The sequence below is a fragment of the Vibrio sp. 2096 genome, from assembly GCF_033339595.1.
GTDB classification, from domain to species: Bacteria; Pseudomonadota; Gammaproteobacteria; order Enterobacterales; family Vibrionaceae; genus Vibrio; species Vibrio alginolyticus.
The window spans coordinates 1-13,178 of record NZ_JAWOUX010000018.1; the positions used below are offsets into that span (position 1 = coordinate 1).

Sequence of the window (13,178 nt, forward strand, 5' to 3'; positions counted from 1 at the left end):
GCGGGGTGGAGCAGCTTGGTAGCTCGTCGGGCTCATAACCCGAAGGTCGTCGGTTCAAATCCGGCCCCCGCAACCAAATACAAGACGATAGATTGAGTACTTATTTAGTATACAATTGTTAAGTCGTCTACGGATGCGCCGCTTGATTCAACTCCTGCTTCTCGCAACCAATCACATCGCTCTTTTCATAATGCTGCGAAGCATGAATCCCCAAAAGCTAAACTTTTATCCGCATCATATGATGTCGGACGATTTCGTTTGTGTTTAAAACACGATATGAATCGGCTGACGTACAAGTATGATGAGGCTTCGCGTGTTTTATCTACTTTAATTAACAGAGTTATCCACATACGTCGTTCTGTGGATAAGTTGGTTGATAAAGTGTTTTTAGCTTGACTTTTTATGATGGGGAAGAAAGATCTTTTCTCTAAAGTGAAGTGGAAACAACAAAGAAATATCAACTAAATACTTGTTATATAAAGAAAAAATAAGTTTTTTGTCGGATCGAGTACGTTAAAATACGATCATTAACTGGTATTTTTTTGATCCTAGTCATTTCTCCGAGCTGTGTTTAACTTTTTTCTGCTAGCTTGTTTTTCTTGAATCTCAAATTTTTTTCCACATTACAAAATTGAGAACAAGGTCATGAATTGAACATGCAAAAGTAATTTCAATCTCTTGCATATAGACTACGCTCTATGCGTCTCTCGGCAGTCCCTTCTCGACTATCCTTATTAAGCGTTGCTTTTTCGTCTCTATAGATGAATTACTCTCAGTGGGGAGTTGATTCAGTTGTTCTGTCAAAGCCCATTTAATGTGCTCATCAAGTAATTTATTTTCACCTTGCCGACTTTCCAGCGCATCTATGATTCGCTGACTATATTCTGCATTACCAAGTGCGACAGCGATGTTACGTAGCCACTGTATATGACCAATACGACGGATAGCGGAGCCTTCCATATTTTTTAGAAAAGTCGCTTCATCCCAGTTAAACATGTCGACGAGGTCAGGGTTTTTGAAACTGTCACGACGGTGGAAATCATCTTGCTCCGTTATGTCGGCGTAGCGGTTCCATGGGCAAACCAATTGACAGTCGTCACAACCATAAATGCGGTTACCCATTGGCTTTCGAAACTCTTCAGGAATCACGCCATCGAACTCGATGGTGAGATAAGAGATACAACGCCTGGCATCGACAACTTTGTCTTCAACGATGGCTTGTGTTGGGCATGATGTAATGCATGCTTTGCATTTACCGCACTGATCAACGCTTGGCTCATCTACGGGTAGTGGTAAGTCGATAAGTAGTTCACCTAAAAAGAACCACGATCCACAGTCTTGATCTAAAATCAGGGAATGTTTCCCGGTCCAACCTAAGCCCGCTTTTTGGGCGAGAGGTCGCTCTAATATTGGTGCGGAATCAACGAAAGGTCGGTAACCATATTGACCAACCTCTTGTTCAATAAGTTTGCCGAGCTTATTTAGCTGCTTTCTGACGAGCTTGTGATAATCGCGCCCTAGTGCGTAGCGGCTAATATAGGCATGACTTTTATTCGCGAGGTTCGAAGCGAATTGAGCCTCTGGTGGCAGATAGTCCATCCGGACGCTGATAACACGAACGGTTCCCGGGAGTAGCTCATGGGGTCTAGCACGCATCATACCGTGACGAGCCATCCAATCCATTGAGCCGTGATAGCCTGCATCAAGCCATTTTTGTAGTGCTGCTTCATGTTCACTCAGATCAACGTCGCAGATCCCAACTTTTTGGAAGCCGAGTTCTTTTCCCCAAACTTTGATTTGTTGTGCGAGTTGTTCGTAGTTCATGTTAACCACCGGAATAAAGGGGGCGGATCTTAACGGATCTCTGGCTTTGGTGCTACCCAGTTAGGTACGTTTTTGATGTTGTGAATACTGCTTATTGAAGTCATTTGCATATATTCTAAATCTAGGTCGATACTAAGATGATTAAGATACCGTTTATTGGATACTTTTTTCGCACATATGACATTTGAAAGCTTGTCTCTCAAAACCAACACGGTTTACTATTCCTGTTCTTTTGATTTTTATATAGTCAACGATCATTAGTTAGAGAAGCATCAATGAGCACGAAACAATTCAATTTAAAAGATGAGCATGAAACGGTTGCACTAGGCACCGCTTTGGCTCAGCTTTGTTCCCAGCAAACCACAATTTATCTGCATGGTGATTTGGGTGCAGGTAAAACAACCTTTAGTCGTGGTTTTGTCCGTGCTCTTGGTCATCAAGGTAACGTGAAAAGTCCAACTTATACTCTAGTCGAACCGTACCAGTTGGATCAGTGGCAAGTATATCACTTCGACCTTTATCGTCTTGCGGATCCTGAAGAGCTTGAGTTTATGGGGATTCGAGACTATTTCACAGACGATGCGATTTGCTTGGTTGAATGGCCTGAAAAAGGGCATGGCTTACTGCCACAACCGGATCTTGATGTAAACATTCGCTACCAAGGTGAGCAACGTGTAGCCGAACTAACAGCTAATAATGATTATGGTGTGCAGTTACTCAGTCGATTGGAGCTATGTTGAGTTTTTCAAATTTTAGAGTGGTGGCGACGTTTGTCGCCACTTTTCTCCTTCTCATCCCCAATTTAGCATTTGCTAACGTCGTTAAGAGTTTTCGAGTTTGGCCTTCACCTGATGAAACGCGTGTTGTCATCGATTTAGGCTCGGAAGCTGACTATTCCTATTTCTCTTTATCAGGGCCGGATCGCCTTGTCGTGGATTTAAAAAGCACGACGATGCAGGCCAAACTACCTGTTACTGTTACGGATAGCCCTGTTTTAAAACTGGTACGAAAAAGCTCGCCTCCAGAGAAGGGCACTTATCGTTTGGTGTTTGAACTAAAAAAGAGCGTTCAAGCGGAGTTATTTAAATTAAGCCCAACACCAGGTGGGCAGTATGGTCACCGCTTGGTGATTGATTTACCGCACGGTAAGAAGGCATCGACCTCAAAACCGAGTAAGCCAGCGGCGGCCAGCAAAGACATGAGTTCAGTTCAACGAGCTCAAGAAGTGTTAATTGTTATCGACCCTGGTCACGGTGGGGAAGACCCTGGCTCTATTGGCCCTTCACGTCGTAAGTACGAGAAAGATGCGGTATTGAGTATCTCAAGAAAAATTGCTGCTCAGCTCGATGCGACTCCTGGTATTAAAACGCGCATGACTCGTACGGGAGATTACTTTGTAAACTTAAACCGTCGTGTCGCGATTGCTCGTGAAAATGATGCGCACTTGCTGATTTCCATTCACGCAGATGCGTTTACTTCACCGAAGCCTCGCGGTGGATCGGTCTTCGTACTAAATACTCGTCGTGCAAATACCGAAATTGCTCGTTGGGTCGAGAACCATGAGAAACAGTCTGAGTTATTGGGCGGCTCGGGTAATGCGTTCTTCACGAAGACAAAAGATCGTAACGTGAACCAAACTTTGTTGGACTTGCAGTTTAGTCATTCACAAAAAGAAGGCTATAAGCTGGCAACAGAAATCCTAGGTGAGATGGGACGTGTTGCGCACCTGCATAACACCAAACCGATCAACACCAGCCTTGCGGTTTTGCGCTCTCCACAGATTCCGTCTGTGCTAGTGGAAACGGGCTTTATTTCTAACCCAACAGAAGAGCGTTTACTGTTTCAACGAGCGCACCAAGATAAGTTAGCTCAGGCTATCACTAAGGCGGTCGTCAAGTACTTAAAAGATAACCCACCAGAGGGTACGGTGTTCTCGCCTTCAGCGAAGCCAATGGTACATATTGTAAAGCGTGGCGAGTCATTATCGGTGATCGCGAACAAATATGGGCTTAGCTCTAAAGCGCTGATGTCGGCAAACAACTTGAAGTCGACAGGCTTGGCAATTGGTCAGAAGCTCAACATTCCTTCTGCTGGTACGATTAAAGTGCCAAGTAAACCGATTACTGTTGAGACAGAAACCATTACGCACAAGGTTAAGTCTGGTGAGTTCTTAGGTAAGATTGCGAATCACTATAAAGTGAAGGTTTCAGATATCCGCCGAGAGAATAACTTGAAGTCAGATACCTTGTGGGTAGGGCAAAAGTTGAAGATAACGGTCGCGGTAAAAGATAAACCGATTCGTAAGCACAAGGTTTCTCGGGGTGAGTTCCTTGGCAAAATAGCGTCCAAATACGGCGTTAGCGTATCGAGCATTCGTAAAGCGAATAACTTACGCTCTGATCAGCTAGCGGTTGGGCAAGTCCTGATCATTCCAAACAAGTAGGTGAGCTTCTAACTCATTATGACGATTAAAATTTTGCCAGCCAGACTTGCAAACCAAATCGCCGCAGGGGAAGTGGTCGAAAGACCTGCTTCTGTGATTAAAGAACTGGTTGAAAATAGTCTTGATTCTGGCGCAACTCGAATCGATATCGATATCGAGAAAGGAGGCGCAAAGCTGATTCGTGTTCGTGATAACGGAAAAGGTATCGCGAAAGATGAACTCGGCTTAGCGCTCAGTCGTCATGCGACATCTAAGATACATACCTTAGATGATCTCGAAGCCATTATGAGTCTAGGTTTTCGCGGTGAAGCGTTAGCCAGTATTAGCTCAGTCTCGCGTTTGACGCTCACGTCGCGTCCTGCGGCACAAGAAGAAGCCTGGAGTGCCTACTCCGAAGGGCGTGATATGCAGGTGAAGCTTAAGCCAGCAGCGCACCCGATTGGCACGACTGTTGAGGTATTGGACTTATTTTTTAATACTCCAGCGCGTCGCAAGTTTCTTCGTACGGAGAAAACCGAATTTGCTCATATTGATGAGTTATTGAAACGTATTGCGTTAAGTCGCTTTGATGTCACCATCAATGTGCGTCATAACGGCAAGATCATCCGTCAATATCGCGCGGCGAAAAATCAGCTTCAAACCGAAAAGCGTATTGCTGCTGTCTGCGGTAATGCGTTTGTGCGGCATATGCTCAGAATCGAGCTTGAGCATCAAGGGTTAAATCTACATGGGTGGATTACCACGCCAGAGGGAGCAAGGCAGCAAAGCGATTTACAATATTGCTATGTGAATGGCCGAATGATGCGTGACAAATTAATCAATCACGCGATTCGTCAAAGCTATGAAATGAGCTTAAAGCCAGATCAGTTTGCTGCGTATGTGCTCTTTATTGAGCTAGATCCGCACCAAGTAGATGTGAATGTTCACCCTGCTAAGCATGAAGTGCGTTTCCACCAAGCTCGTTTGGTGCATGATTTCATCTATCAAGCTCTGACGGATGCACTTTCACAAAGCGCTGTGATTGATAAACCACAGGTGAATGAATCGGCATTTCATCGCGTGGAACAGACTGAATCCGAAGAGATTGAGCATTCGCCAGAGCCTGAAAAAGTACAAGAGCCAGCATCTTCACCAGTACCAGAGCGGGTTTATCAAGCGATAGAGAGTACACCGGCTTATCCTGGACGCAGTGATTATGAAGTGAAGCCTCGTAATAGCGGTCCTAGTGAAACCTCCGTGCGAGAGGCGCGCGTAGTGGAGTCATTCAAACGTAATGATTGGGTGGAATCCAAACCTGCACCAAAGCCAAGTCACAGTAAAGAGCGCCACGTAGAACCAGCGCCAACTAAACAAGAAGTACGCGCTTATCACGAGCTGCTGAAAACGCCAGAGTTTGAGGCTCAGGCAGTCACTCCAATAGCGCCCCAAACGATAACTTCGCACACATCAATGCCATCGATTACTGCATTAGGCAAAGCGCTGATGGTGGTCGATGAACAATTTGTTTTGATGAGCAGTGACAGTGGGGCGGCGTTAGTCTCGTTACCTAGAGCAGAATTTTATCGTGTAAAAGGCCAGCTCACTCCAAGCGATGGTGCACTCAAGGCACAACCTCTGCTTGTTCCTCTATCTATTAAGTTAGAGCCCGAATTAGTGAGACTGGCCCAAGATTATCAACAAGATTTGGCATTGCTTGGTATTCAATTGAAAGCGAGAAACGAGCACGCCTTAATGGTGATGGGCGTCCCAGCTCCGCTGCGTCAACAAAACTTACAAAATTTAGTACCAGATCTGTTATCTTACGCGCAATCTTGTGTGAACGAAGGTATAGCAGCGGCTCAGATGCTGTCTGAGTTGATAGATTGGCTCGCATTACAGGTCACGACAGTGAAGAGTCACTATACTTTTTCTGAAGCCATTCAAATTATTGCGGAACTTGAACAGCTAAGACATGGTCAATTGCCATTAGAAGATACAAAATTCGTATCCGCTGTTGATTTCTCTGCCACGATAGCCAAATTAAAACCATGACAGATAAACTACCTTTGGCGCTATTTTTAATGGGGCCAACTGCATCAGGCAAAACTGAGCTGGCGATTCGTCTTCGTCAAAAATTTCCGATTGAGATCATCAGTGTTGATTCTGCTTTGATCTACAAAGGGATGGATATCGGTACGGCGAAACCGGATGAAAAAGAGTTAAGTTTGGCGCCTCATCGCTTGATAGATATTTTGGATCCAAGTGAATCTTACTCTGTCGCCGACTTTCGTCGAGATGCATTGAAAGCGATGGATGATATTGTTGCAGAAGGAAAAATTCCACTTCTTGTGGGTGGAACAATGCTGTATTACAAGGCGTTACTTGAAGGTTTATCACCACTTCCTGCTGCAAATCCTGAAATTCGTCAGCAAATTGAACAAGAGGCATTGACTAAAGGTTGGTCAGTGTTGCACGATGAACTCAAAGAGGTTGATCCTGTGTCAGCCGCGAGAATCCATCCCAATGATCCCCAACGTTTATCTCGGGCATTGGAAGTTTTTCGCATTTCAGGTAAAACTTTGACTGAATTGACTCAAACGAAAGGTGAAAGCCTACCATACCGAGTCAAGCAGTTTGCAATAGCTCCCAAGGATAGGGCAGAACTTCACCGTCGGATTGAACTCCGTTTCGAGAAGATGATGGAAGCGGGCTTTGAAGAAGAAATGAAAGCGTTATATTCGCGAAAAGATCTTCACCCCGATCTTCCTTCCATACGATGCGTCGGTTACCGACAGATGTGGGAGTATTTAGATGGGGAGTGTACACGTGACGAAGCGGTATTTCGTGGCGTATGCGCGACTCGTCAATTGGCCAAGCGTCAAATCACCTGGTTACGCAGCTGGGATGATTTAACTTGGTTGGATAGCGAGAACATTGAACAGGCATTAGAAACGATGTCGGAAGCAATAGCATCTGATTGACATAGCTGTGTATAATGTGATCGTTTTTGCGTGAACGCACTCTCAAAGGATCTGTTGTTGGCGGTTTTTATACTATGCTGCTAATTACTTAGAGTGCATTTTTGATTCGTTTAGCTCAGATGCAAAAGCCGTATCTTTTGCATTGCACCACTAGCTAAATAATTACAACTACAAATTAAATAAGGAAAATAAAAATGGCTAAGGGGCAATCTCTACAAGACCCATTTCTAAACGCGCTACGTCGTGAGCGTATCCCGGTATCTATCTACCTTGTGAATGGTATTAAACTACAAGGTCAGATCGAATCATTCGATCAATTTGTGATCCTGCTGAAGAATACTGTTAACCAAATGGTGTACAAGCACGCGATCTCAACAGTTGTGCCGGCTCGTCCAGTGAGCCATCACAGCGGTGAACGTCCACAAGGTGAGCGTCCACAAGAGAAATCTGAAGATTAATTCTTCATCGAGTATTTTTAAAATAAGGAGTTGATTGCTTGTTTGACCGTTATGAATCCGGTGAGCGAGCCGTACTTGTTCATATCAACTTCACGCAAGAAGGTGAATGGGAAGATCTGGCTGAGTTCGAAATGCTGGTTTCTTCTGCTGGGGTAGAGGCGCTACAAGTGGTAACTGGTAGTCGTCAATCCCCACACCCTAAATACTATGTCGGAGAGGGTAAGGCCCAAGAGATTGCTACAGCGGTACAATCAACGGGTGCCGAAATTGTGATTTTTAATCACGCCCTCTCTCCTGCCCAAGAACGTAACCTCGAAGCACTGTGCCAATGTCGAGTTCTCGACCGCACTGGTCTTATTCTCGATATCTTTGCTCAACGAGCTCGAACACACGAAGGTAAGCTACAGGTAGAGCTGGCTCAACTTCGTCATATCTCTACTCGTTTGATTCGTGGTTGGACACACCTTGAAAGGCAGAAAGGTGGTATCGGTTTACGTGGCCCGGGTGAAACCCAGCTGGAAACCGACCGTCGCTTATTGCGTGACAGAATCAAAGCCATCCTGCGACGCTTAGACAAAGTAGCGAAGCAGCGTGAACAAGGGCGCCGCGCCCGAAATCGAGCTGAAATCCCAACGGTTTCACTTGTGGGTTACACCAACGCGGGTAAGTCGACACTCTTCAACCGTATTACAGAAGCTGGCGTGTACGCGGCTGATCAATTATTTGCTACTTTGGACCCGACTTTACGTAAGATAGAGTTAGCAGATGTTGGTCCTGCCATCTTGGCAGACACGGTTGGTTTTATTCGACATTTGCCACACGACTTGGTTGCGGCCTTCAAGGCAACCTTGCAGGAAACGCAAGAAGCTGACATTTTGTTACATGTTGTTGATGCCAGTGATGAGCGTTTTCGTGAGAATATTCAAGCTGTTCATGAAGTACTAGAAGAGATCGACGCGCATGAAGTGCCGACTCTGGTTGTCATGAACAAAATCGACAATCTAGATTCGCAGAAACCACGTACAGAACGAGACGAGGAAGGCGTACCTCGCGCAGTTTGGGTTTCAGCAATGGATGGGTTGGGCATTGATGTCCTGTTTGAGGCTCTGACGGAACGTCTGGCGTCACAAATGGTCGAGCATCAGTTGCGAATTCCTCCACAGTATCAAGGACGATTCCGTAGTACCTTCTTCCAAATGAAGTGTATTCAACGTGAGGAATATGACCAGGATGGTAACTTGTTGATCGATATTCGAATGCAGCAAGTAGATTGGTCTAGACTTGAAAAAAGAGAAGGGGCAGTTTTGACTGGCTTTATAGTCACTTAAAGGACTGCTACAGTATAACGTCATATCAAATGATGGAGCTTTCTAATGGCGTGGAATGAGCCTGGAAATAACAACGGCAACAATGGCCGCGATAATGACCCTTGGGGTAATAATAATCGTGGTGGCCAGCGTCCTGGTGGCCGAGATCAAGGTCCGCCAGATTTAGATGAAGTGTTCAACAAACTGAGTCAAAAGCTGGGCGGCAAGTTTGGTAAAAAAGGCGGCGGTGGTTCTCCAATCGGCGGCGGTGGTGGTAGTGCAATTGGCTTTGGCGTGATTGCTCTGATTGCTGTTGCAGTTTGGTTCTTCGCTGGTTTTTACACCATCGGTGAAGCAGAGCGTGGTGTTGTACTGCGTTTAGGTAAATACGATCGTATCGTAGACCCAGGTCTTAACTGGCGTCCTCGCTTTATTGATGAGTACGAAGCGGTAAACGTACAAGCGATTCGTTCACTACGTGCATCTGGTCTAATGCTGACCAAAGATGAAAACGTTGTAACAGTTGCGATGGATGTTCAGTACCGAGTGACTGACCCATACAAATACTTGTACCGTGTAACCAATGCAGACGACAGCTTGCGTCAAGCAACGGATTCTGCACTACGTGCAGTAATTGGTGACTCATTGATGGATAGCATTCTAACCAGTGGTCGTCAGCAAATTCGTCAAACTACGCAAGAAACACTGAACCAAATCATTGATAGCTATGATATGGGTCTGGTACTTGTTGATGTGAACTTCCAGTCTGCTCGTCCACCAGAGCAAGTGAAAGATGCGTTTGATGATGCAATCGCAGCACGTGAGGATGAAGAGCGTTTCATTCGTGAAGCTGAAGCATACAAGAACGAAATCTTGCCTAAGGCAACGGGTCGTGCAGAGCGTTTGAAGAAAGAAGCACAAGGTTACAATGAGCGTGTCACTAACGAGGCTCTTGGTCAGGTAGCACAGTTCGAAAAACTATTACCAGAATACCAAGCAGCGCCTGGTGTAACGCGTGATCGTCTGTACATTGACGCAATGGAAGAGGTGTACTCAAGCACTTCGAAAGTGTTGATTGACTCGGAATCAAGCGGCAATCTTCTTTACCTTCCAATCGATAAGTTGGCGGGACAAGAGGGCAAAGCAGATACCAAACGTAAATCGAAGTCATCTTCAACCTATGATCAAATTCAACTTGAGTCTGATCGTACACAAGAAGACACTTCGAACACGCAGTCTCGTTCAACAGGTTCACGTCAAGGGAGATACTAAGAATGCGTAAGTTAATGATCCCTGTACTGGTAATCGCACTGGCATTAATGTTGATGTCTTTGTTTGTGATTCCTGAAGGTGAGCGTGGTATCGTGGTTCGATTTGGTCGTGTCTTGAAAGACAACAACGACATCACTCGAATTTACGAGCCTGGTCTGCATTTCAAGATGCCTTTGTTTGACCGTGTGAAACAACTTGATGCACGTATCCAAACAATGGATGGCCGTGCAGACCGTTTCGTAACGTCTGAGAAAAAAGACGTTATCATTGATACCTACGTGAAGTGGCGTATTGAAGATTTTGGTCGCTACTACCTCGCGACTGGCGGTGGTAACTCGCTAACGGCAGAGGCACTACTTGAGCGTAAAGTGACGGACGTGCTTCGTTCTGAAATCGGTGCTCGTGAAATCAAACAGATCGTATCTGGTCCACGTAACGATGATGTGCTACCAGAAGACGCAAGTGCCGATGTTGTCGCAACTGAAGCGGCTCGTGAGGCGCTTGAGATTGATGGTGAACGCGACCTAATCATGTCTGAAGTATTGAAAGACACGCGTGAAAGCGCAATGAAAGACTTGGGTGTTCGTGTCGTTGATTTCCGAATGAAGAAAATCAACCTGCCTGATGAAATCAGTGAGTCTATCTACCGTCGTATGCGTGCGGAGCGTGAGTCCGTTGCTCGTAAGCACCGTTCTCAAGGTCGTGAAAAAGCGGAAGTTATTCGTGCTCAAGCAGAACTAGAAGTAGCAACTATTCTAGCTGAAGCTGATAAAACTGCGCGTGTGACACGAGGTGAGGCGGATGCTGAAGCTGCGAAGATTTATGCTGAAGCATACAACAAAGACCCTGAGTTCTTTAGCTTCCTACGTTCGCTACGTGCGTATGAGAAGTCCTTCAGCTCTAAGAGCGATATTCTGGTGCTTGATCCGAAGAGTGAGTTCTTCCAATACATGAACCAGTCGAAGGGCAGCATGGAGAAATAATCTCCGCGTCTCATTGAAATAAAAGGCTCCTTAGGGAGCCTTTTTTGTATCTGATGCTAAGTGCTAGCTCATCATGATGGCGATGACGGCTCCAGCAACTACTAGGCAGCCACCGATGCGTCGTAGCTGATTGTTGGGTTGTTCACTTAATTGAGCCACCATATTCCGCCAACCGTTAGGAGCAATCAGTGGCCCAATGCCTTCCACGATCAAGACGAGCCCAATCGCCAACCATATGGATTCAGACATAGCGCTTTCCAGTCGAATAGAGAAAGCTAAATACTATCAGTGATATGCTGATTTCAAAATGAACAAAGCGGCAAGATGACATTCTGGTAGCAACTCTGTGAACAAAAAATGACTGCAAGAAGCGTGATTCGGTGCTAGAATCCATTTTTAACTAGCAATCAGACTTGGAAAGATGGGAAATAACGTAGTCGTTCTAGGCACCCAATGGGGTGACGAAGGTAAAGGTAAAATCGTAGACCTTTTAACTGAAGATGCAAAATACGTGGTACGCTACCAAGGCGGTCACAACGCAGGTCACACTCTCGTAATTGACGGTGAAAAAACCGTTCTTCACTTAATTCCATCAGGTATCCTTCGCGATAACGTAAAATGTGTTATCGGTAACGGTGTTGTACTATCACCTGAAGCTCTACTTAAAGAAATGAAGCCTCTTGAAGAGCGCGGTATTCCAGTACGCGAGCGTCTTTTCATTTCTGAAGCATGTCCGCTAATTCTTCCTTACCACGTTGCAATGGACCAAGCTCGCGAAATCGCTCGCGGTAAAAAAGCTATCGGTACTACTGGTCGTGGTATCGGTCCAGCATACGAAGATAAAGTTGCTCGTCGCGGTCTACGCGTTGGCGACCTATTCGATATGGCGACTTTCGCAGAGAAGCTAAAAGAAGTCATGGAGTTCCATAACTTCCAACTAGTTAACTTCTACAAAGCGGAGCCAGTAAGCTACGAAGAAGTACTTGAGCAAGCTAAAGGCTACGCTGAACTACTAACGTCAATGGTTATCGACGTAACTGACGAACTAGACGCAGCACGCAAGCGCGGCGACAAGATCATGTTCGAAGGCGCACAAGGTACACTACTTGATATCGACCACGGTACTTACCCGTACGTAACGTCTTCTAACACGACAGCTGGTGGTGTTGCTGCAGGTTCTGGTTTTGGTCCTCGTCACATCGGTTACATCTTGGGTATCGCGAAAGCGTACTGTACTCGCGTTGGTGCTGGTCCATTCCCGACTGAACTATACGACGGTTTAGATAAGCAAGATCCAATTGGTAAGCACTTAGGTGAAGTTGGCCACGAGTTCGGTGCGACAACTGGTCGTCTACGTCGTACAGGTTGGTTCGATGCTGTTGCTATGCGTCGTGCAATCCAAATCAACTCTGTATCTGGTTTCTGTCTAACTAAACTAGACGTACTAGATGGTCTAGAAGAGCTAAAAATCTGTACTGGTTACAAGATGGAAGATGGCTCTGTGCTAGAAGTTTCTCCGATGGCTGCTGAAGCATTCGAAAAAGCAACACCAATCTACGAAACAATGCCAGGTTGGTCTGAGAATACATTTGGTGCTAAGTCACTAGATGCTCTACCACAAGCAGCTCTTGACTACATCAAGCGTATTGAAGAGCTAACTGGCGTTCCAGTAGACATCATCTCTACAGGTCCTGACCGTAACGAAACTATCATCAAAGTTCACCCATTCGAAGCTTAATTGATAGCCGTTAAAGATTGCAAAAGCCGACCTTATGGTCGGCTTTTTTGTATCTGAACAAAAACAGCGTGACTCTCATATGGCAAGCTTTTGCCGCTGAGCCTAAATCAGAGGCAAAAATTGTCTAAAGCTTAGCTGTTTTTTGCCGATAAGGTTATCAAGCAGAGGAGATCCTTCACCGATCTTTGGTTTC

Annotated in this window: 11 protein-coding genes; 9 read left to right on the forward strand and 2 right to left on the reverse strand. The window is 45.5% G+C overall.

Annotated elements, in window-relative coordinates; all coding sequences use genetic code 11:
• Positions 1-696: 696 nt before the first annotated feature.
• Positions 697-1,824, reverse strand: a complete 1,128-nt coding sequence (gene queG, locus R7Q41_RS21715; RefSeq protein WP_005381370.1) for a tRNA epoxyqueuosine(34) reductase QueG — start codon at positions 1,822-1,824, stop codon at positions 697-699.
• A 275-nt stretch (positions 1,825-2,099) separates the two neighbouring features.
• On the opposite strand from queG, the gene tsaE reads away from it, so the two are divergent.
• From tsaE to hflC, 8 genes are all read left to right on the forward strand, one after another.
• The gene (gene tsaE / locus R7Q41_RS21720) at positions 2,100-2,564 is read left to right on the forward strand and encodes a tRNA (adenosine(37)-N6)-threonylcarbamoyltransferase complex ATPase subunit type 1 TsaE (RefSeq protein WP_005381372.1); all 465 of its coding nucleotides are present in this window, start codon (positions 2,100-2,102) and stop codon (positions 2,562-2,564) included.
• Complete coding sequence (locus R7Q41_RS21725; protein ID WP_005381374.1) at positions 2,558-4,267, forward strand: N-acetylmuramoyl-L-alanine amidase; 1,710 nt, start codon at positions 2,558-2,560, stop codon at positions 4,265-4,267. Before tsaE ends, R7Q41_RS21725 begins: the two co-directional genes overlap by 7 nt.
• An 18-nt stretch (positions 4,268-4,285) precedes the next feature.
• Positions 4,286-6,298, forward strand: a complete 2,013-nt coding sequence (gene mutL / locus R7Q41_RS21730; protein WP_225478165.1) for a DNA mismatch repair endonuclease MutL — start codon at positions 4,286-4,288, stop codon at positions 6,296-6,298.
• Complete coding sequence (gene miaA, locus R7Q41_RS21735; RefSeq protein ID WP_047103958.1) at positions 6,295-7,227, forward strand: tRNA (adenosine(37)-N6)-dimethylallyltransferase MiaA; 933 nt, start codon at positions 6,295-6,297, stop codon at positions 7,225-7,227. The genes mutL and miaA overlap by 4 nt, the downstream gene beginning before the upstream one ends.
• 194 nt (positions 7,228-7,421) lie before the next feature.
• Positions 7,422-7,685 (forward strand): RNA chaperone Hfq, encoded by a 264-nt coding sequence (gene hfq, locus R7Q41_RS21740; protein WP_005381379.1) that lies wholly within the window; start codon positions 7,422-7,424, stop codon positions 7,683-7,685.
• Between the two features lie 38 nt (positions 7,686-7,723).
• Complete coding sequence (hflX, locus tag R7Q41_RS21745; protein WP_301570209.1) at positions 7,724-9,013, forward strand: ribosome rescue GTPase HflX; 1,290 nt, start codon at positions 7,724-7,726, stop codon at positions 9,011-9,013.
• Between the two features lie 45 nt (positions 9,014-9,058).
• The gene (gene hflK / locus R7Q41_RS21750; protein ID WP_017633728.1) at positions 9,059-10,264 is read left to right on the forward strand and encodes an FtsH protease activity modulator HflK; all 1,206 of its coding nucleotides are present in this window, start codon (positions 9,059-9,061) and stop codon (positions 10,262-10,264) included.
• 2 nt (positions 10,265-10,266) lie between these two features.
• Complete coding sequence (hflC, locus tag R7Q41_RS21755; RefSeq protein ID WP_005381382.1) at positions 10,267-11,247, forward strand: protease modulator HflC; 981 nt, start codon at positions 10,267-10,269, stop codon at positions 11,245-11,247.
• Between the two features lie 63 nt (positions 11,248-11,310).
• Here hflC and R7Q41_RS21760 read toward each other — a convergent pair whose 3' ends face one another.
• Complete coding sequence (locus R7Q41_RS21760; RefSeq protein WP_005381383.1) at positions 11,311-11,496, reverse strand: DUF2065 domain-containing protein; 186 nt, start codon at positions 11,494-11,496, stop codon at positions 11,311-11,313.
• Positions 11,497-11,668: 172 nt separating this feature from the next.
• Between R7Q41_RS21760 and R7Q41_RS21765 the strand changes: the two genes are divergently transcribed.
• On the forward strand, positions 11,669-12,985 hold the full coding sequence (locus R7Q41_RS21765; RefSeq protein WP_005381385.1) for an adenylosuccinate synthase: 1,317 nt from the start codon (positions 11,669-11,671) through the stop codon (positions 12,983-12,985).
• The last annotated feature ends 193 nt before the right edge of the window (positions 12,986-13,178 follow it).